Origin of the sequence: Marinobacter guineae (assembly GCF_002744735.1) — a bacterium.
In the GTDB taxonomy this organism is placed as follows: domain Bacteria; phylum Pseudomonadota; class Gammaproteobacteria; order Pseudomonadales; family Oleiphilaceae; genus Marinobacter; species Marinobacter guineae.
This window is the reverse complement of the sequence record NZ_KZ319340.1, coordinates 888,397-908,109: the sequence shown is the minus strand read 5'-3', so window position 1 is coordinate 908,109 and position 19,713 is coordinate 888,397. Positions and strand designations below refer to the sequence as shown.

The 19,713-nt window shown below is 59.4% G+C and carries 16 protein-coding genes; 11 read left to right on the top strand and 5 right to left on the bottom strand.

The genetic code is table 11. From position 1 onward, the window contains the following. Positions 1 to 284: 284 nt before the first annotated feature. On the top strand, positions 285 to 1,436 hold the full coding sequence (locus tag CLH62_RS12165; RefSeq protein ID WP_099618858.1) for an alpha/beta fold hydrolase: 1,152 nt from the start codon (positions 285 to 287) through the stop codon (positions 1,434 to 1,436). A gap of 156 nt (positions 1,437 to 1,592) precedes the next feature. Here CLH62_RS12165 and CLH62_RS12160 read toward each other — a convergent pair whose 3' ends face one another. Further along, complete coding sequence (locus CLH62_RS12160) at positions 1,593 to 2,258, bottom strand: haloacid dehalogenase type II (protein ID WP_228152855.1); 666 nt, start codon at positions 2,256 to 2,258, stop codon at positions 1,593 to 1,595. 134 nt (positions 2,259 to 2,392) lie between these two features. Between CLH62_RS12160 and CLH62_RS12155 the strand changes: the two genes are divergently transcribed. From CLH62_RS12155 to CLH62_RS12140, 4 genes are all read left to right on the top strand, one after another. After that, positions 2,393 to 3,304, top strand: coding sequence for a LysR family transcriptional regulator (locus CLH62_RS12155; protein WP_099618411.1), 912 nt, complete (start codon positions 2,393 to 2,395; stop codon positions 3,302 to 3,304). Positions 3,305 to 3,458: 154 nt separating this feature from the next. After that, positions 3,459 to 4,679: a Bcr/CflA family multidrug efflux MFS transporter gene (locus CLH62_RS12150; RefSeq protein WP_099618410.1), complete on the top strand. Its 1,221-nt coding sequence runs from the start codon at positions 3,459 to 3,461 to the stop codon at positions 4,677 to 4,679. A gap of 324 nt (positions 4,680 to 5,003) precedes the next feature. Beyond that, entirely contained in the window at positions 5,004 to 5,501 is a 498-nt protein-coding gene (tpx, locus tag CLH62_RS12145; RefSeq protein ID WP_099618409.1) for a thiol peroxidase, read from the top strand. Between the two features lie 232 nt (positions 5,502 to 5,733). Further along, positions 5,734 to 7,071, top strand: coding sequence for an MATE family efflux transporter (locus CLH62_RS12140; RefSeq protein WP_228152838.1), 1,338 nt, complete (start codon positions 5,734 to 5,736; stop codon positions 7,069 to 7,071). Here CLH62_RS12140 and CLH62_RS12135 read toward each other — a convergent pair. Beyond that, the gene (locus tag CLH62_RS12135) at positions 7,057 to 7,482 is read right to left on the bottom strand and encodes a thioesterase family protein (RefSeq protein WP_099618857.1); all 426 of its coding nucleotides are present in this window, start codon (positions 7,480 to 7,482) and stop codon (positions 7,057 to 7,059) included. The genes CLH62_RS12140 and CLH62_RS12135 overlap by 15 nt on opposite strands. Positions 7,483 to 7,862: 380 nt before the next feature. Between CLH62_RS12135 and CLH62_RS12130 the strand changes: the two genes are divergently transcribed. Beyond that, positions 7,863 to 9,500, top strand: a complete 1,638-nt coding sequence (locus tag CLH62_RS12130) for an MBL fold metallo-hydrolase (RefSeq protein ID WP_099618408.1) — start codon at positions 7,863 to 7,865, stop codon at positions 9,498 to 9,500. Positions 9,501 to 9,504: 4 nt separating this feature from the next. Here the strand turns inward: CLH62_RS12130 and CLH62_RS12125 are convergent, their stop codons facing one another. Continuing rightward, entirely contained in the window at positions 9,505 to 9,663 is a 159-nt protein-coding gene (locus CLH62_RS12125; RefSeq protein ID WP_072795577.1) for a YqaE/Pmp3 family membrane protein, read from the bottom strand. 95 nt (positions 9,664 to 9,758) lie between these two features. On the opposite strand from CLH62_RS12125, the gene CLH62_RS12120 reads away from it, so the two are divergent. Together CLH62_RS12120 and CLH62_RS12115 are read left to right on the top strand one after the other, a co-directional pair. Beyond that, the gene (locus CLH62_RS12120) at positions 9,759 to 10,997 is read left to right on the top strand and encodes a succinylglutamate desuccinylase/aspartoacylase family protein (RefSeq protein WP_099618407.1); all 1,239 of its coding nucleotides are present in this window, start codon (positions 9,759 to 9,761) and stop codon (positions 10,995 to 10,997) included. 48 nt (positions 10,998 to 11,045) lie between these two features. Then, the gene (locus CLH62_RS12115; protein WP_099618406.1) at positions 11,046 to 11,993 is read left to right on the top strand and encodes a DMT family transporter; all 948 of its coding nucleotides are present in this window, start codon (positions 11,046 to 11,048) and stop codon (positions 11,991 to 11,993) included. Between the two features lie 74 nt (positions 11,994 to 12,067). Here CLH62_RS12115 and CLH62_RS12110 read toward each other — a convergent pair whose 3' ends face one another. Further along, positions 12,068 to 13,267 carry a MalY/PatB family protein gene (locus tag CLH62_RS12110; RefSeq protein WP_099618405.1) on the bottom strand — a complete coding sequence of 400 codons (1,200 nt, stop codon included), beginning with the start codon at positions 13,265 to 13,267 and terminating at the stop codon, positions 12,068 to 12,070. 210 nt (positions 13,268 to 13,477) lie between these two features. On the opposite strand from CLH62_RS12110, the gene CLH62_RS12105 reads away from it, so the two are divergent. Continuing rightward, positions 13,478 to 14,365 (top strand): AEC family transporter, encoded by an 888-nt coding sequence (locus CLH62_RS12105; RefSeq protein ID WP_099618404.1) that lies wholly within the window; start codon positions 13,478 to 13,480, stop codon positions 14,363 to 14,365. Positions 14,366 to 14,401: 36 nt separating this feature from the next. After that, on the top strand, positions 14,402 to 15,292 hold the full coding sequence (locus CLH62_RS12100; RefSeq protein WP_099618403.1) for a prenyltransferase: 891 nt from the start codon (positions 14,402 to 14,404) through the stop codon (positions 15,290 to 15,292). Here CLH62_RS12100 and CLH62_RS12095 read toward each other — a convergent pair. Beyond that, positions 15,282 to 16,925: a methyl-accepting chemotaxis protein gene (locus tag CLH62_RS12095; protein ID WP_099618402.1), complete on the bottom strand. Its 1,644-nt coding sequence runs from the start codon at positions 16,923 to 16,925 to the stop codon at positions 15,282 to 15,284. The two genes, CLH62_RS12100 and CLH62_RS12095, sit on opposite strands and share 11 nt — an antisense overlap. 222 nt (positions 16,926 to 17,147) lie before the next feature. Between CLH62_RS12095 and CLH62_RS12090 the strand changes: the two genes are divergently transcribed. Beyond that, positions 17,148 to 19,649, top strand: a complete 2,502-nt coding sequence (locus tag CLH62_RS12090; RefSeq protein WP_099618401.1) for an acyl-CoA dehydrogenase — start codon at positions 17,148 to 17,150, stop codon at positions 19,647 to 19,649. Positions 19,650 to 19,713 lie beyond the last annotated feature (64 nt).

The window sequence follows — 19,713 nt, the reverse complement described above, 5'->3', positions numbered from 1 at the left end:
CCGAAGTGACCGGTTTGCCCACCGGATGTGACAGTTATGCCATGGCATGTTGCTCCACAAGCGAGATAATCTCCGCTAGAGGACTGCGGAACCCGGAGTTTGGTGATCAGTGGGCAGGCCTTTGCCAGACACGCCGTGAACCCATCCATGGGGGCTCGGCATTGCCATCCATGGCAATGCACGGTCTGGCAAAGGCCTGCCCACTGCTCCCCCTCTGAGCTCTCCGATAACGCTAAGATATTGAATGCACTACAGTGAGCTTCAAATTCATCATGGACATTCCCATGCCTAACCTTCTCAAACCTGCCGTCGACCGGGCGGCAGGACTCACCCGACAAACGGCCCTGTATGCAGGCAACGCTTTTGACCGGGTTTTCCGTGCTGCCAGTCTGGTTCAGGCGGGACAGACGCCATTTGAAACCCTGTATACCGATGGGCTGGTCAGCCTGCGTTATTATCCGCCACTGGCCGAGGATTTCATCGAGCTGGAGGGTGAAACTATTGCGGTTGAGCGCTCGGCCCATAAAACGCCGATTGTGATCGTGCCGCCCCTGGCGGTGAATATGCTGATCTACGATCTGTTTCCCCAGCGCAGTCTGGTTCGGTTTCTGCGGGCGAAGGGGTTTGAGGTGTATCTCGTAGACTGGGGCGTCCCGACCCGGGAGCACAGTCACTACAACCTGCACACCTATGTCGCCGAGTTGCTGCCGGCGTACCTGAATCGGGTTCGGGAACACAGCGGTGAGCAGGAGTTGTCCCTGCATGGTTGGAGTATGGGCGGGATGTTTACGCTGTTTTACTCCGCCTTGAGCAATGATCAGCACGTACGTAATGCCATCGTGCTCGGTTCCCCGATCGACAGTCACGCCTCCGGAATTCTGGGGCTTCTGAACCAGCGCATGGCCGACGTGGCGGGGTTCATCCGCAAGCGTACCGGGTTCCGGCTCCACGATGTTAAACCTCACTGGTTTCACACCCCGGGCTGGGCCAACACCATCGGTTTCAAGCTCACGAATCCCATTGGCAGCGTGATGAGCTACTGGGAGCTGATCATCCGCCTGGGCGACCGGGAATTTGTCACCAATCACGCTACGACGTCGGCCTTCCTGGACCGAATGGTGGCTTACCCCGGGGGCATTATTCAGGACACGGTGGTGAGAGTCTGGATCGACAACCAGCTGTCCAAAGGCGAGATCCAGATCGGTGATGATATAGCACGCCTGGATAATGTAAGTGCCAACTTACTGGCCATCGCTGGCAGTGAAGACACCATGGTAACGCCGGGTGCGGCCAAGCGGGTCATGGACCATGTAAGTTCAACGGATAAGACTTTCAGGGTTGTTCCGGGTGGTCATATGGGGATCCTGGCAGGAAGCAAGGCGCCTAAAAAAAGCTGGATGGAACTGGCAGAGTGGCTGGCAAAACGATCCGACTAAAACAACTCAGACGGCCTTCACCAATGGTCTAAGCGGCCATCGGGGAGGGCTTTCCAAAACTGTGCGGAGCCAGGGATGGCGGAGCCCAAGCGTCACAGGGATGTGCCGCAAGGAGCGTGTTTTGGAAAGCCCTCCCCGATGGTCGCTGCCACAGAGTCAGAGGCCGGCCAGAGTCTCAGGCAATTCAGAAAGGCTGCTGATAACTGCCGAGGGTTCAATTCCCCAGTCTTCGAACACTTTATCCGGATCTCTTTTGACCCAAACTGCCAACAACCCGGCTGCCCTGGCTCCGATCACATCCCATGCGTTACTGGAAACGAGGCAAAGAGGTTTCTCCCAAGCTCCCGTCACACGCCGAGCATAGGTATAAACGGCGGGATCTGGTTTAAAGCTTTTTATGTCATCGACGGACACCAGGCCTTCAAACTGCTCCAACAGATTGTTGTGCCCGAGCACCTTCTCTAATGCCGGATAACTGCCGTTGGAAAACGCAAACAACGGATACTGTCCTTTAAGGCTTTTCAAGGCCGGCAAAGAATCGTCAAACGCAGGCAGAGACAGGTAAGCCGCCATCAGTTCGTTTTCACGTTCCTCAGACAACAACAATTTGTGAGTAGCCATGGCGTAACGCAAAGCCTGACGGGTACAGACGCCAAAGTCCTCGTACACTTTCATCAGGCCCTTGCGGAACGAGAACTCCAGTTGCTTTTCGCGCCAGAGCGCGGCCACGGCTTCTGCGCTGTCTCCGGTGTCCTCCGCCAGCAGGCGGGACATGCCCATGGGGTCGACCAGGGTTCCGTAGACGTCGAAAGCAAGGGTCATGGTCATCGTCGGCGCTCCTCATCCGGAAAGGGTCTTGGGGTCGTGTACGTGGACCACACTATCCCGATTTGAATAATCACTCAATATTGAGCAACAGGTGCAGTGGAGACTGACAACGGGTTACACTGCCATTCATGAACCCGATTGATACATTGAACCTGGACTTCCGTTCCCTGAGCACCTTCCTGGCGGTGCTGGACGAGGGCAGCGTATCCCGAGCAGCAGTGCGGCTGGGCGTGACCCAGTCCGCCGTGAGCCACACCCTTGAGCGCCTGCGCCAGGCCCTGGGCGACCCCCTGTTCGTCAAATCCGGGCGGGGCATCGTCCCAACCCGATATGCCCTGCAGGCAGGCCCTCATGTGCGCCAGATCCTGGACGACCTCCAGTCCCTGTCCGCAGGCCCGCCCTTCAGCCCGGCCACGGCCGAGTTCACCTTCACCGTAGCTGCCAACGACTATCAACGAGACCTGCTGCTGCCGGGCCTGGTGCGAATCCTGCGCCGGGAGGCGCCGGGCATCAGCTTGCAAGTGATCCCTTCCGGCATCCCACGGGCGGATATTCTCCGAAAAGATGTGTGTGACCTGCTCATCTCCCCCCACGCCCCGGAAGCCACGGACATCATGCAACGAGGCCTGATGGCAGACCGCATGGTGGTCTTCTACGACCAGGCCTACCGCCAGCCGCCGGCAGACCTGGCCGACTACCTGAAAGCCGAGCACATTGCGCTGATGTTCGCGACCGGCGAGAAACCGACTCTGGAAACTTCGCTCGACACCCGGGGCCTTGACCGACGCAGTGTGGTCACAGTATCGAACTTCTCCGGCCTGCCCGAGTTCCTGCGGGGCACCGACATGCTGGCCACGGCCCCGGAAGGCATGGGCAAACACTTGCTCCGCGACTTCGCCTGGGTGCCCCTTCCCTTTGATTTCAAACCTTTTACCCTGCTGATGCTCTGGCATCGCCGCAACCAGAATGACCCCGCCCATAAATGGTTGCGCAACCAGGTAAATGCAGTGGCGGCGAGTCTGAACAGACCGAATGGCTAATCAATTAGTTTTGCTCATATATTGTATGAGGCTCCCTGCCGTTATCTTTTTGCCTTCGCTCACCTAGACTGCAAGCACTCGTCGGCAGGCCGGGTTGGGAAAGGCTTTCCCAACCCGGCCTGTCGTCACTTTGCGATAACGCACCAGGAAACGAATGCTTACTTTAACCAGTGTCTGGACAACCGTACTTCTTGCTGCCGCCGTGGCCCTCGGGCCGCTGGCAACGGATATGTATTTGCCGGCACTGCCACAAATTGGAAGAGACTTCGGCACCGGAACCGATCAGGTACAGCTGACTCTGAGCCTGTATATGGTCGGCTTTGCCATCGCTCAGCTGATCTGCGGGCCACTGGCGGACCGGTTTGGCCGCAAACCCATCATGATCGGCGGGTTTGTGCTCTTTGCCATCGCCAGTATTGGCTGCGCGCTGGCCACCAATATCGAAACATTGATCCTGTGCCGCTTCCTGCAAGCGCTGGGTGGATCGGCGGGGCCGGTTCTGGGCCGGGCGGCGGTGCGGGATATCTACACGCCCCGTGAAGCCGCCAGGATCCTCGCCATCCTGGCCAGCATCATGGCCCTCGCACCGGCAATTGCGCCGACCATTGGCGGGCTTCTGACTGCCAGTCTGGGCTGGTCATCGATCTTCCTCGCCCTGAGCGGTTATGCGCTGGTGATGGCTGTCGTGGTTGCTATCGGCATCCCCGAGCCCATGCGCCCGGAACATCGACAATCCCTGAAAATCCGCAGTCTGCTCAAGAACTACAGCACCATCGCGCGGGACATCAGCTTTCTCGGTTATACCCTGACCAACGCCCTGATTTTCTCGGGCCTGTTCGCCTTCCTGTCCGGCTCGTCGTTCGTACTCATCGACTTTCTGGGCGTACCAACGGAACACTTCGGCCTGTATTTCGCCTGCATGGTGGCCGGCTATGTCGTCGGCAACCTGTCTGCTATTCGACTGGGCAGCAAGCTGCTGCCGGATCAGATTCTGGTTCGTGGACTGTTGATTGCGGTGGCCGGCGGTGGCCTGATGGCCGGTCTGGCACTGAGCGAAGTTTACAACGTCTGGGCCGTTATCCTGCCCCAGGCCCTGTTCATGATCGGCACCGGCATGGTGTTACCCCAAACCATGTCCGGCGCCATGGCCAACTTCCCCACCATGGCGGGCTCCGCCTCCGCCCTGTTTGGCTTCATCCAGATGGCCGTCGCCGCTATCGCTGGCATGCTGGTCGGCCACCTCCACGACGGCACCTCCCTGGTCATGGCCACCATCATCGCCGCCTGCGCCGCCTGCGCCATGGGCTGTTATCTGCTACTGGTTCAGCGTTATCCTGCAAAGGGTTTCGAAGCACAAACTGCGACCAGCAGTTAAGACCACCCAAAAGTAAGGTAGGCCACTTCGAAGGCTGAGCGGACTTGTGCGGGGCGGTTATCCAAAACTGTGCGGAGCCATGGGTGAAGAGCGAAAAGCTCTTCACGGGCTGGCCATGGATGGCCTGCCCAGGACCCTCAGTGCGACGCAGGAGCAGTAAGCACTGAGGGGCGGAGCCCAAGCGTCACAGGGACGTGCCGCAAGGAGCGTGTTTTGGATAACCGCCCCGCACGAGTCCAGCCACCAAAGCTTCACATGCAAAATCATCCAAAGTGGTCTACACAGAGTACTTAAGATTCTAAACCAAATAGCAAGGAGCATCCCATGAGCAGCGTCAACCTTGACGGCAACCCCATTGAACTGAGCGGCAAGTTCCCCGAGACAGGCGACAATGCGCCGCCCTTCACCCTGACCAACAGCGGACTGGAAGAAATAAAACTCGATAACTGGGCAGGCAAGCGCAAAATCCTGAACATCATCCCCAGCATCGACACCGGCGTGTGCGCCGCCTCCACCCGGAAATTCAACGAAAAAGCGGGCAACCTCGACAACACCGCCGTACTCGTTATCTCCGCCGACCTCCCCTTCGCCGCCGCCCGATTCTGCGGTGCCGAAGGCCTGAAAAACGTTGAAACCCTCTCAACCTTCCGGAACTACAGCTTCCAGCAGGACTACGGCGTCGCGATGCAGGACGGCCCCCTCGCCGGCCTCTGCGCACGGGCAGTTGTCGTACTGGACGAAGACAACAAGGTTCTGCACAGCGAACTGGTTGATGAGATCAAGAACGAGCCGGACTACGACGCGGCACTGAACGTGCTCTAAACCACCACCGGCAGCTGGAGCAGTTGGGTGGGGGCGGCTTTCTGAAACCGTGCGGAGCCAGGGATGGCGGAGCCGAGCGTACAGGGAAGTATTCACAGCGTGTTTCAGAAAGCCGCCCCCACCCAACTGCGTGTACCTAAAGTCGCGCAGGCAACTTTGCCAACTCCGAAAGCCGAAACTGATAGAATTCCCGCCCAAAGCCTGAACCCCAACCCAAGGCCCCAGACACCCCGTGCAAGAAACCGCCCAAAACCCCAGCCTGGCCCGCCAGCTCTACACCATGACCTGGCCCATGCTGTTCGGCGTACTATCTCTGATGACTTTCCAGCTGGCCGACAGTGCCTTCGTGGGTCAACTTGGCCGGGATCCGCTCGCGGCACTGGGCTTCACCCTGCCGATGCAGCAGCTCATCATAGGTCTTCAGGTGGGACTGGGGATTGCCACCACGGCCATTGTGTCCCGCACACTGGGTGCTGGTGACGAGCTCCGCGCCTATCGACTTGGCGGCCTGATCATTACGGTAGGTGGAACCCTCGTTTTCCTTATCTGTGTGACCCTGTGGTTCCTGCAGAGCCATATCATGACCGCACTCGGCGCTGAAGAGACATTACTGCCGCTTATCAGACGCTACTGGATTCCCTGGCTGCTTGCCGCCTGGACCGGCGCGGTTCTGTACTTTGGCTACAGCATCTGCCGCTCCCATGGAGACACCAAGCTGCCGGGGTACATGATGGTCGCTACCAGCCTGACCAACATCGCCCTGGATCCACTGTTTATTTTTACCTTTGCCTGGGGGTTACCCGGCGCAGCCTGGGCCACCGTCACCTCCTTTGGTATTGGCTGCCTGGTTATCTACCCGAAACTTCTGAAGCGTCACTGGATCCGTTTTGATCTCGACCAGCTTGCCCTTTGGCAGGCTCTGAAACAGCTCACCGGCATCATGGCCCCGGCGATGGTCAGTCAGCTAATGCCTGCGGCCTCGGCGATGCTGGCAACTGCCCTGGTGGCCGGCTTCGGATCCACGGCTGTAGCCGCCTGGGGCTTGGGCACCCGATTGGAGTTTTTCTCAATTGTGGTAGTGCTTGCGTTGACCATGTCGATGCCACCGATGATTGGTCGGTTGCTTGGTGCCGGGGATATCGAACAGATCCGCAAACTGGTGCGAATCGGCGTCCGGTTCGTGGTGGTCTGGCAGCTGGCCATTGGTCTGATCTGGCTCGTGGCCTCGGGGCTGGTTTCTGAGCTTTTCACAAGCGACAGCGACGTCCAGGACGTACTGGCCGCGTATCTTGTGCGAGTTCCCCTAAGCTACAGCGGTCTGGGCGTGTGCATGTTGATGGTATCGGTGTGCAACGCCCTGGGGCTGGCCATGCGGGCGTTGCTGGTGTCCACTTTGCGACTGTTTCTTTGCTTCTTGCCAATGCTCTGGCTCGGTAGCCAGATCAATGGCCTTTTTGGTCTCATGAGTGGGGCACTGGTGGGCAATCTCTTCGCTGGCGTTATGGCTTACAGCTTTTACCGCTCGGGTATGGCAAGGCTGAAAAACGAGGCACCCTCAGCCAAAGCGTGAACGGAAGCTCTCGGGTACCGGCACCACTTGCTTGCGCTGGTAGTTAAAGAACACGAATCCGTACTTGGCCAGTGCCACGGGCTGACCACTCTCGGCCTTGGTGACCCGGAAGACAAAATCCCCACCGTACTTGTTGAAGTCCATCAGGCCGACTTCGAAGCACAGCATTTCCGGAAAGAAGGACTCGGACTGGTACATGGTGGCCAGGTCGGTCACGATGATGCCAGTGCCGTCCTTGCTCGCTTCCTGGAGGCCATAACTCACGAGGAACTGGGCCCGGGCTTCGGAGAGCATGGAGATCAGGGCGTCGTTGCCGAGGTGGTTGGCGCCGTTGATGTCGGTGATTCTGACTGGCATTCTGGTTTCGAAGCAAAACACGTCGTCCGGGAAGGAGAGTTTGATTCGGGCCACTTGGGGTTCCTGTTCTGATGCTGGCTGGTTTCTGGAGCGAATCATACGCTCTTCGACTTTGGTGTTCATCTCAAGACGCCCAGCCTCAAATCGGTTATCTTGCTATCAGACCTCTGCGCTTCGAGTTTGGGTGCAACGATGGCAGGGAAGGGCTTTCCAAAACACGCTCCTTGCGGCACGTCCCTGTGACGCTTGAGCTCCGCCCCTCAGTGCTTATTGCTCCTGCATCGCACTGAGGGTCCTGGGCAGGCCATCCATGGCCAGCCCGTGAAGAGCTTTTCGCTCTTCACCCATGGCTCGCACTGTTTTGAAAAGCCCTTCCCTGCCATCGTTCGTACTTTACTCGCGCACTGAATAATAAAGACTGCATTTGGAGTTTTATGGATATTCGCCCTGCCGCCACACTGGTTCTGACCCGCAATACCTCCGAAGGCCTCGAAGTGCTGCTGTTGCAACGCACCTGGGATGCGGTGTTTCTGCCCGGGTATTTTGTGTTTCCCGGAGGGGCGGTGGATGCGCAGGAGCCTCACGGGCGGGAGCATGCCCTTGGTCCGGGAGACGCCGAGATCAGTCAGATCATGAGTGTCGACGAAGGTGGCGCGGATTACATGCTGGCGGCGGTTCGGGAGTGTTTTGAGGAGGCCGGGATCCTTGTTGCCGTGGATAAACAGGGGAATCCGGTGTCCGGGGATCATTCGGTGCATGGCGATCGGGAATCGGTGTTCAGGGGCGAGTTGTCGCTGGCGGATGTGTGCCGGAAACATGGGCTGTCGATTCCGCTGGACCGGCTGGCTTATCTGAGCCACTGGATCACGCCGCCGGGGCCGCCTCGGCGGTTTGATACCCGGTTTTTTGTAACCACAGCCCCTGAAGGCCAGCTGGCCAGCCATGATGGGGTGGAGACCATTGATCATGTCTGGATCCGGCCGGAGGACGCGCTGGAACATCACCGCAGTGGCCGCCGTTTGCTTGGGCTGCCGACGATCCGGACGTTGCGGGTGTTGAGTGATTTCGGGACCACCGATGCATTGATGCGGTATGCCCACGCCAATCCGCCGGAGCCTTACCCCAGCAAGCCCTGGCCAGCCCTGAAGAACGGCAGGCCGGTGACGCTGGACCCCGGGTCACCGGCCTATGATGAGGCGACCAAACTGGATCCGGAGGGGGAAGGGTTGACCCAGGCGGAGGTTGTTCCCGGCGACCCGGTTGAGGTGGCAGCCGGAGTGATCCGGCTAACAGCGCCCAACCCCGGGATGATGACCGGGCCGGGCACCAATACCTACCTGCTGGGCCATGAACGGTTTACCGTGATTGATCCCGGCCCCGCGAACGAAACCCATATTGAGCGGATTCTGGAGGTGACCGGTGGTGTGATTGATCAGGTGCTGGTTACCCACACCCATCAGGATCACTCGCCGGCGGTTGCAGCGCTCAAAAAGCGGACAGGATGCCGGGTATTCGGCTGGCCGGCGCCCGAGGGCGCGAGTCAGGATCAGACCTTCCGGGCAGACGACGAACCGGAGCACGGTGATCTGATTGTCACCGAAGCCGGGATTCTGAGGGTGCTACACACCCCGGGCCACGCCTCGAATCATTTGTGTTATCTGCTGACGGATCAGGCGCTGCTGTTCTCCGGCGATCACATCATGCAGGGTTCGACCGTGGTGATAAATCCGCCGGATGGGGACATGAAGGCGTACATTGAGTCGCTGTATGACCTGCTGGCCGAATCCATCCACTTCATTGCCCCGGCTCACGGGTTTGTGATGGGACAACCGGAAGCGGTCATCGATTTTCTGATCACCCATCGTCTGTCCCGGGAGCACAAGGTGGCCCGGGCTCTGGAGGCGCTGACCCCGGTGGATCTCAAGACGCTGACTGCAATGGCCTATGATGATGTGCCGGCGGCGATTCACGGGCTGGCCGCACGGTCAGCCCTGGCGCACCTGTTGAAACTGGAGGCAGAGCACAGGGCGTTCCGGAAGGACGATCTGTGGCATATCAGCCCGGACCGCTAACCCACTATTTTTTCGCAATGATGTAGACGGCATGCACGATCCCGGGAATGTACCCGAGGAGGGTCAACACGATGTTGATCCAGAAGTGCTTGCCGATCCCCACCTGCAGGAACACGCCCAGTGGCGGTAACAGAATTGCTATCAGAATTCGCAAAAGATCCATATTGTTAATCTCCTTGGCCGCGTATAAGTGTCCTATACATGCAAAATAGCACTTTTGAAATAGATTGAGCGGATACTGACGACCGGCGAGGAATTATGCTGTTTGAGCGGCTCCAAAAACCGACACATTTCGCATTGCTGATTGGCCTTCCGGCGCTCTGGCTACCGGCGTCTCTGCTGGCTGATCCCGCATCGGCCAAGCCCGCCAGGGAATCCGACATCCGAATGGCCGAACTCGCTGAAGACGAGAGCGTTGAGGATATCGAGCAGTCCGTGCCTTTGCAGGCCGCCCCCCCGGACAATGATGCGGTTGAATCCACCTTGACGTCACCAACAGCCGAACCGGAACCCGAGCCCGAACCCAAGGTCCGGCCCGGAGAGGTCTTTACCCTGCTGGATAGCGATGTCATGCCGGGCGATTCGACCCGCCTGGCCTGGGCGCCCGGCATCCAGATTGCCGGGCTGTCCCAGCCCACACCGGTGCTGGTGGTCAACGGCGTCAACGCCGGACCGACCCTGTGTCTCACCGGCGCGGTTCACGGTGACGAACTCAACGGCATCGAAATTATTCGCCAGACCGTGTACGACTTGAATCCGGGCAAACTCTCGGGTCGGGTAGTAGGCATTCCCATCGTCAACCTTCCGGGGTTCCAGCAGGGCAGCCGTTATCTGCCGGACCGGCGGGATCTCAATCGCCACTTCCCCGGCAGTCTGGAAGGCAGTCTGGCCGACCGCATTGCCTATTCGCTGTTCGAGCAGGTCATCCGCCACTGCGACATGCTGGTGGACATTCATACCGGTTCCCTCAAGCGCACCAATCTGCCGCAACTGAGGGCCGACATGAACAACCCGGAAGTGGCCGAATTTACCCGGGGCTTTGACCGCATGGCCGTGGTTCACAGCACCGGCTCCCCCGGCATGCTGCGCACGGCGGCGGTTGCTGCAGGCATTCGCACTGTGACTCTGGAGGCCGGCGAATCCCACCGCATTCAGCAACATCAGATCAGTGCAGCCGTTAACAGCCTGACCAGCCTGATGGAGCGCCAGGGCATGATTTCCCGGATGTTCGTATGGGGTGATCCGGAACCGGTTTACTACGATTCCGACTGGATCCGCGCCAATCACGGCGGCATCCTGTTCAGCGAGATCGAGCTCGGGGCCCGGGTATCGAAGGGGGAGGTTCTCGGTTACGTCTCCGACCCCATCACCAATGCCCAGCACCCCATCCGTTCCACCAGCGACGGCCGGGTCATCGGGATGGCAGTTGACCAGGTGGTGATGGCCGGTTTCGCGGCCTACCACATAGGTACGGAGGCAGAAATTCCGGGAGAGTAGTATGCTATGCGTTTTATCGGACAGCACCCAAGACAAACAGGAGCGCGTGTGCCTGCGGAAAACGCCGGAATCTTGTCCCGAATTCCAGGCCTGGCCTACGTCGGTCTGGTTCTGACCCCCCTGTTCTGGGCCGGCAATGCGGTGGTCGCCCGGGGCACGGTTGAGCACATCCCGCCCCTGTCCATGTCCTTCTGGCGCTGGATCATTGCTCTCGCCATTCTGTTGCCCTTCGGGCTTCCGGGTGTCTGGCGCCACCGCCAGATTATCCGTCAGTATTTCGGTTCCATGCTGGCCCTGGCAACCTTTAGTGTGGCGGCCTTCAACTCATTGCTGTACTTCGCGGCGACCACCACCACGGCGACGAATATCGCCCTGATCAATGCCACCATTCCCATTTTCGTGGCACTGCTGGCCTGGGTTCTGCTCGGCGACCGGACCCGTCCGATCCAGGCCCTTGGCATCGCCCTGGCAATTACGGGCATTGCCACGGTGGTTGCCCGCGGCGACATCTCGGTACTGACGGGACTTCAGGCCCAGCCGGGGGACCTGATCATGGTGGCGGCCGTCTTCAGCTGGGGGCTGTTTTCGGTCCTGCTGCGACGCCAGGCAGTACCCTTGCCTGCCCTGACCTTTCTGACCACCCAGATACTTCTGGGCACCCTGGTGATACTGCCTTTTTACCTGACCGATCTGTTTTTCTTCGCCGGTGGTTTTGACCTGTCCCGGGACACAGCCCTGCCCCTGCTGTATTTCGCCATTTTCCCAGGCATTCTGGCGTATGGATTCTGGAATCATGGTGTCCATAAAATCGGTCCGGCCAGGGCGGCCATCTTCATGTACCTCACGCCGGTCTTCGCCTCGGTGCTGGCGGGGGTCTTTCTGGGGGAGTCCCTGGGGGTGTTTCACATCATCGGTGGCCTGTTGATTCTCGCCGGGCTGTTGCTGGCTACTCAGACCGGCAGGCGTAAGCGTTATCAGCCCAAGGGGGTTAACTGAGATCGCTCAACTGCACGAAGTCATAACCCGCACGCAGGACAGGGTGTACGACCGAAACCACTGGAGCGCCAGTATCACGGGGCAAGACTCTTGAGTGCGGTTTCAATCCGGTCAAGAACCTCTTCAAGCACAGCTCTGGGGCAGCCGATGTTCAGCCGCATGAAGCCGCTGCCCTGGGTACCAAACGATACCCCGGGATTCATGCCGACACCGGCATCCTGGATAAAAAACCGCTTCAGGCCAACGTCGTCAAGGTCCAGCCCGCGGCAGTCCAGCCACATCAGGTAGGTGCCTTCGGGCGCCGAAACCCGAATGCCCGGCAGTCGTTGGCTGACAGCCTCCACTACATAATCGCGGTTTGCCTGCAGGTACGCCATCAGGTCATCCAGCCAGGGACCGCCGTGGCGATAACCGGCTTCGAAGCCGGCGATGCTGAACGGGTTGCACTGGGGCAGATGCATGGACTCGAACACGGCTTTCATGGCCCTACACCTGTCCGCATCGGGGATCACCAGCGCTGACAGTCCCAGGCCGGGCATATTGAACGTCTTGCTCGGTGCCACGGCCATCACCAGGGCATCCCCCGGCCCGGCCAGATTGGCCAACATGGTGTGGCGGGGCTGGTCCCGATAGGTCAGGTCGCAGTGAATCTCATCCGAGACCACCACCAGTTGGTGCTGGCGGGCAATGGCGAGCACGGCCCTGAGCTCTTCATCCGACCAGACCCGCCCGACCGGGTTATGGGGTGAACACAGCAACAGAATACGGGCATCCGGTCGCGCGGCGCACTGTTCAAGGTGATCCAGATCCATCCGGTAGTGACCAGGGTCACCGGTGTTCGGGTCTTCCGGCACCAGGGGGTTCTCGATCACCTTCCGGCCACTGTGCCGGACCGAGCTGAAAAACGGCGGATACACCGGCGGCTGGATGATGACACCCTCGCCCGGCTCGGCATAGGCCATGCAGGCCGCGTTCAGGGATGGGACCACACCGGGTGCCATCAGGATCCATTCCCGCTGGATCTTCCAGCCATGTCGGTCAGCGAACCAGTCGATCATGGACTGGTAAAGGCTGTCCGGAAACAAGGTATAACCGTACACCGGGTGTGCGGCCCGCTCGCTCAGCGCCCGGGTGACCGGTTCGGGCGCGGCAAAGTCCATATCGGCGACCCACACCGGAATAACGTCATCGCGGCCAAACACTGCGCGGCGGGCATCAAATTTCACCGAACAAGTACTTTCGCGGGCAACAGGTTGATCAAAGGGGCTGGACACAGGAGCTCTCCGCAGCAGATTGAAAACTGGCGGGGGTTATTGTGGTGGGCCAGGCAGGCCATCGCAACTGTTGTCCGAGAGGTGGCTGCCCTCCAGCGCCATAGGCTTTGGTCGAACGCCGGCGATTAATACTTGCCGAAGTGGCCCGATACTTGCGAACCTAACGGATTATTCATCCATAAATTTTTTACGCCTTTCGGAGCCTTTTGAATGATCGGCCAGATTCTGTCCACCATGTTGCCGGTGTTTCTGATCGCCGGTTGCGGTGCCCTTTATGGCCGTTACCGCACCCCGGATATTCAGGGACTGAACGTTCTCAATATGGAACTGTTCGTGCCCATGCTGGTGTTTGCAGTACTGGCTGACCAGAAGGCCCCCCTGCAGGACTACGCCCAGCTGGCGTTGGCCGCCACCGTTGTGGTGCTGGGTTCGGGAATCGTGCTGTATCCGCTGGCAAAGTTTCTGAAGCTGAACCTGAAAACCTTCCTGCCACCGATGATGTTCAAAAATTCCGGCAACATGGGCATCCCACTGCTGGTGCTGGCCTTCGGTGATGCCGCTCTGCCAGCGGCCATCGTTCTGTTTATTGTGGAAATGCTGCTGCACTTCTCTGTGGGCCTGTACATGCTTGATCCGCACACCTCCATCATCAAACGCCTGAAACTGCCTATAGTCTTTGCCAGTATTGCCGGGCTCTCGGTGAATCTTGGCGGCGTACCGCTACCAGACTGGCTTCTGGAAACACTGAATATGCTTGGCGGCGTCTGTATTCCCCTGATGCTGTTTGCCCTCGGGGTGCGCATGCTGGATGTCGACTTCAGTGACTGGAAACTGGGCATACTCGGCGCGATAGCCTGTCCCGCCAGTGGCCTGGTACTGGCCTGGCCCATGATCGCGATTCTGGACCTGCCAGGGATGCAAATAGCGGCGCTGTGGGTGTTCGCTGCCCTGCCACCGGCGGTGCTGAACTATATAGTGGCAGAACAGTATCAACAGGAACCCCATAAGGTCGCCTCGCTGGTATTATTGAGCAATCTGGGCAGTCTGGTGGTCATGCCCGTTGTTCTCGGGCTGGTGTTTGCGGCCGATTACGTCTGATCGTCTGCCAACCCCGTTTCTTCGAGGAAGTACCCGATGTCTGAGACCGTTGCGGTTGTTCGTGCCGCCCGCCCCAATTTCCTGGTGCTGGCCCCCTTGTGTGCGGGTCTCGGGGTAGCCCTTGCCTGGCAACAGGGGGAGCCGCCGACGTTACTTGATACGCTTCTGGTATTGGTCGGCGCCCTGCTGGCCCACGCCGCTGTCAATCTGCTCAATGAATACGAAGACTTTGTCTCGGGGCTGGACCTGATCACCCAGCGTACGCCGTTTTCCGGTGGCAGCGGGGCGCTCCCCGAGACCCCCTGCGCAGCAACGCGTGTGCTGCTGGCTGCCCTCGGTACGCTGGGACTGGTCGTTGCGATCGGTCTGTATTTTCTCTGGCTTCGTGGGCTTCCCATGCTGGTGCTCGGAGCCGCCGGCGTTGTATTAGTGCTGACTTACACCCGCTGGATTACCCGTTCGCCCATCCTCTGCCTGCTTGCGCCGGGGTTGGGGTTTGGACCGGTGATGATTCTGGGTAGCCTGGTTGCCCTGGGCGCCCGGCTGGACACTGCCGCTATCACAGTCTCCGGAATCAGTCTGCTGCTGGTAAGTGAGCTTTTGCTTATCAATCAGATACCGGATGCGGAAGCAGACGCGAAAGCCGGGCGCCGGCACCTGGTAATCACGCTTGGCCAACCAATAGCAGCCAGACTCGTCGGCGCCCTGTTGCTGGGTAGCTACGGTGTTCTGGGCGTGTGCATACTGGCAGGCTGGTTGCCAGCGTGGACCGCCCTTGCCCTGGCACCGGCGCCGGCCGCCCTGTGGATAAGCCTCAGGTTGCCGGGAGCTCTGGCGAATCCCCGACAGCTTAATACCGTTCTCGGCCTCAATGTTGCAGTACTACTGGCCACCCTGGCGTTACTGATCTGCGGTCTCAGCCTTTAAGCCGAAAGACACTGACCCGGGAACGCAACTGCCCGGAAAGCACGGCCAGATCACGGCTGGCACCGGCGACCTGCTCGGAACCCGCTGAGGTTTCGACGGTAGCGTCGTGAATCCGGCTGATATTGCGATTCACCTCTTCCGCCACGGAGCTCTGTTCCTCCGAGGCACTGGCAATCTGTGCGTTCATGTCATTGATGGCGCCCACTTCCTGGCGAATCCGCGCCAGGGCCGCTTCCGCCTCGCTGGTCTTGTCCACCGTGGTTCGGGCCAGCTCCCGGCTACTTTCCATCACCTTGGCCGCCTCTCCCGCGCCAGTCTGCAGGTTACCGATCATGTCCTGAATTTCCCGGGTGGAATCCTGGGTCCGCGATGCCAGTGACCGAACCTCGTCAGCCACCACCGCAAACCCACGGCCATGGGTCCCGGCGCGGGCGGCTTCGATGGCGGCATTCAGCGCCAGCAGGTTGGTCTGCTCGGCAATGGCGTTGATCACTTCAATGATCTTCTCGATATTGGCGCTGTCATCGGATACCCGCTGAACCGTCTGCGCAGCCTGTTCCAGGGTCTCGGCCAGTTTGCCGATTGAGGCGGTGGTGTCCTGAACCACCCGGTTGCCACTTTCCACTTCCGCATCCGCTTTCCGGGTCGCTGTGGCCGCGCTGGCGGCAAAGCCCGCCACTTCGTTCACCGTTGCCGCCATCTGATTCACCGCTGCCGCCATCTGTTCGGCTTCGCTGGCCTGCAGGCGAATCTGGCGGCTGTTATTGTCCGAGGTGCTTTCGAGCTCCGAAGACGAACTGGAAAGCTCTTCGGCGGCAGCACGGACTTCCCGGATAATCCCGGCCAGCCGCTCAACCGTGTCCCGCAGGGCACCCATTACACTGTCCGGGTACTGGGTGCGGATGTCCTGATCCAGCTCCCCGTCAGCCAGCTGACGGATGGCCCTTGCCACGTCTTCGGGCTCACCACCCAGAATGCCCTTGAGCCTGCGGATAATGATCAGCGCCACGAGCGCGCTGAGAATCACGGCAATGCCAGTGACGGAAAGGATCAGAGTGTTGAAATTACTGGCCGTGGCCCTGACGTTATCGACATTCCCGCTTATTACATCTTCCTGATAATCGATAAAGGCATTAATCCGGTCCAGCCATTCGGTGTAAGCACCAGACACATCCGATAAAAGGAACGATCTGGCACCATCAATATCGCCTTCAAGGCGGCGCTCCAGTAGGTCATCGGTCAGGGCCAGGGCACGGCGCTCTATGTCCCTGATAGCCCCCAGCAGCTCTTTCTCCCGACTGGTCGCGCCCTGGTCGCGAAACATGGTGTCCATGGGGCCAGCGGCTTCCCGGTAGAACACCTTCAAGCGTTCAATATCCTGAAGGTGTCGCTGCAGTGCACGGTTGTTCTCCACCAGCACCGCATCCCTAATGGCAATGGCCCGATCGTGAACACTGCCCCGGAAGTTGATGGCGTAGCGCTGTTTGACCGCGGCGCCATCGCCCACCTCGGTCAGGGTCCGGTCAATAAACCCGACACGATTATTTCCGATCAGGCTGATTACAATCATCAGGGAAAGAATCAGACCAAAGCCGAGGCCAAGGCGTTTCGCAACGGTGAGCGGACCAAACATCGAATTACTCCAGACGCTTCAATTTAGTGAATCTATGTATTCACCAAAAGTCACAGTCTGGATCAATCATTTACCCACTCACTCCGGCTTTTTGACAATGCTTTTCATTATTGCAAACAATCTTTACATCCCACCCCCGGACCCCTTGCAACTGCAGGGACTTTAACCGATGGTTAAAAGCAGATTCTGGCTGTTTGCATTCACGATACGGAGGTCTACCCCATGAGTGTTCTTCTCCTGCTGATCAGTGCACTGGTACTGATCTATCTGGGCATCGGTGGCACCACTGCCGCCGCAGTGATGTCCATTGCCACCCTTGTGGGCCTGTTTCAGGACGACTGGCATCTTCTCAGCATCCTGTGTGGCGGCGTTCTGCTGGCCCTGGCGCTAATTCTGGTGATTCCTGGTGATTTGCGCCTCGACAAACTCAGCCGCCCATTGCTTGGCTGGGTTCGGAGCCGGCTGCCGAAGCTCTCGGATACCGAAGCCGAAGCCCTGAAATCCGGCTCGGTGGACTGGGACGGCGAACTCTTTTCCGGCAAACCCAAATGGAACAAACTGCTGGACGCAAAACCGGCACACCTTACCAGCGAAGAGCAGGCCTTTCTGGATGGCCCGGTGGAAAAGCTCTGTGCCATGCTGGACGACTGGAAAATTACCCACGAGGAGTACGACCTGCCGGACAAGGCCTGGAAGTTTATCCGTGAGAACGGTTTTTTCGGCCTGGTAATTCCCAAGGAGGATGGTGGTCTTGGTTTCTCCAATACCGCCCATTCCGAGATTGTGATGAAAATCTCCACCCGCAGTGTGTCCGCTGCCGTCACGGTGATGGTGCCCAACTCTCTGGGCCCCGGCGAACTGCTGATGCATTACGGCACCGATGAACAGAAGCAGCACTATCTGCCGCGACTGGCCGGTGGCGAAGAAATTCCCTGCTTTGCCCTGACCTCTCCAGTGGCCGGCTCCGATGCCGGCGCCATTCCGGACAAAGGCATCGTCTGCAAAGGTGAGTGGAACGGCAAGGAAGTGCTGGGTCTGAAAGTCACCTGGAACAAGCGCTACATTACCCTGGCACCGGTGGCGACACTGATCGGTCTGGCCATTAAGGTCTATGACCCTGAAAAACTGCTGGGCGACAACGATGAGATTGGTGTGACCTGCGTGCTGGTCCCGAAGGAAACCGAAGGCGTCAATGCCGGTGCCCGCCACCTGCCCATGAATACTGTCTTCATGAACGGACCAACCTGGGGCAACGATGTCTTCATTCCCATGGAACAGGTGATTGGCGGCCAGGACATGCTCGGCAAGGGCTGGACCATGCTGCTGGAATGCCTCTCCATCGGCCGGTCCATCTCTCTGCCTGCTCTGGGCACCGGTGCCGGCAAGGTCGCCAGTCTTGCCACCGGCTCCTACGCTTACACCCGGGAGCAATTCGGCCGCTCCATCAGCCAGTTTGAAGGCGTCCAGGAAGCCCTCGAACCCATTGCCGGCTACACCTACATGATGGATGCTGCCCGGCTGCTAACCTCCGGCATGCTGGACCGGGGCGTCCGGCCATCAGTGCCCTCGGCAGTGCTGAAATACCGCAACACCGACCTGATGCGGGAAGTGATCAACCACGCCATGGATGTTGTCGCCGGTCGGGGCGTGATCACCGGGCCCCGCAATTTTCTGGCCCGGGCCTACCAGGCGGTGCCTATTGGCATCACCGTGGAAGGAGCCAATATACTCACCCGCAGCCTGATGATCTTCGGCCAGGGTTCCATTCGCTGCCATCCGTTTATTGTGGAGGAAATTGAAGCAGCCGGCATGGAAGATGAAGACAAGGCGGTAAAGAAATTCGACGGCATTTTCTACCGCCATCTGGCCCACACCACCCGCAACGCCCTTCGGGCCTTGCTGCTGGGCCTGACAGGAGGCTTGATCGAATCGGTACCACGCCAGGGCAATATCAAATCCAGCTACCGCCAACTGGCGCGGTTCTCGGCGGCGTTCGCGCTGATGACCGACGTTACCCTGCTGACAGTCGGTGGCGGCCTCAAGGCCCGGCAGCGGCTTTCGGGCCGGATGGCAGACTGCCTGGTGCACCTGTATTACGCCACCGCCGTGATCAAACAGTGGCACGAGGAAGGCTATCCGGATGATCAGCGACCGCTGGTGGAATGGAGCCTGCAAACCTGCCTGCGGGACCTGCAAGGCTCCATGCGCGAAGCGATCATCAACTTCCCGGTTCCTGCTCTGCGCTGGCCGCTGAGGTTGCTGGTGTTCCCTCTTGGCGCCACCGGGCTCAATGGCCCGGACGACAAACTCGGCGCCAGAGTGGCTGAAACCATCGTCAAGGACACCCCGGTACGCCAGCGGATCAGCCGTGGCGCCTACACCACCATGGATCCGGAAGATCCCCTGGGCCGGGTGCTCAATGCCTATAAGCTGGCAAACGAGACCGCAGAGATGCGTAGCCGGCTGCACGAGGCCATCCGCAACCGCGACGAAGACGAGCTGGATGGCATCGCCCTGCTGATGGGCCACGAACGTAAGGAGCTGGTGGACTGGGCGTGTGCGGAGGGTATCGTCAAGGCGGACGAGTGCGACAAGCTGCTGGAAGCGCTGACGGCGCTCTACGATGTGATCCGGGTGGACGCCTTTGACGGCGACGGCCTCAAAGCTCTGTCCCGCTGCGCCAAGGGCAAACGCAAGGTTGTCGAACGCCCGGCCAGGGATTGATACCACGCACCGGGAGGCGCCCTGCCTCCCGTCTTTTCTTGACAGACTCCACACCCTCCGACTA

Bases quoted from the DNA above. Each gene is read 5' to 3' on its own strand.
- CLH62_RS12150 (WP_099618410.1), top strand. From the start codon at position 3,459: ATGCTTACTTTAACCAGTGTCTGGACAACCGTACTTCTTGCTGCCGCC.
- tpx (WP_099618409.1), top strand. From the start codon at position 5,004: ATGAGCAGCGTCAACCTTGACGGCAACCCCATTGAACTGAGCGGCAAG.
- CLH62_RS12120 (WP_099618407.1), top strand. From the start codon at position 9,759: ATGCTGTTTGAGCGGCTCCAAAAACCGACACATTTCGCATTGCTGATT.
- CLH62_RS12160 (WP_228152855.1), bottom strand. From the start codon at position 2,258: ATGACCCTTGCTTTCGACGTCTACGGAACCCTGGTCGACCCCATGGGC.
- CLH62_RS12130 (WP_099618408.1), top strand. From the start codon at position 7,863: ATGGATATTCGCCCTGCCGCCACACTGGTTCTGACCCGCAATACCTCC.
- CLH62_RS12125 (WP_072795577.1), bottom strand. From the start codon at position 9,663: ATGGATCTTTTGCGAATTCTGATAGCAATTCTGTTACCGCCACTGGGC.
- CLH62_RS12090 (WP_099618401.1), top strand. From the start codon at position 17,148: ATGAGTGTTCTTCTCCTGCTGATCAGTGCACTGGTACTGATCTATCTG.
- CLH62_RS12105 (WP_099618404.1), top strand. From the start codon at position 13,478: ATGATCGGCCAGATTCTGTCCACCATGTTGCCGGTGTTTCTGATCGCC.
- CLH62_RS12165 (WP_099618858.1), top strand. From the start codon at position 285: ATGCCTAACCTTCTCAAACCTGCCGTCGACCGGGCGGCAGGACTCACC.
- CLH62_RS12095 (WP_099618402.1), bottom strand. From the start codon at position 16,925: ATGTTTGGTCCGCTCACCGTTGCGAAACGCCTTGGCCTCGGCTTTGGT.
- CLH62_RS12100 (WP_099618403.1), top strand. From the start codon at position 14,402: ATGTCTGAGACCGTTGCGGTTGTTCGTGCCGCCCGCCCCAATTTCCTG.
- CLH62_RS12155 (WP_099618411.1), top strand. From the start codon at position 2,393: ATGAACCCGATTGATACATTGAACCTGGACTTCCGTTCCCTGAGCACC.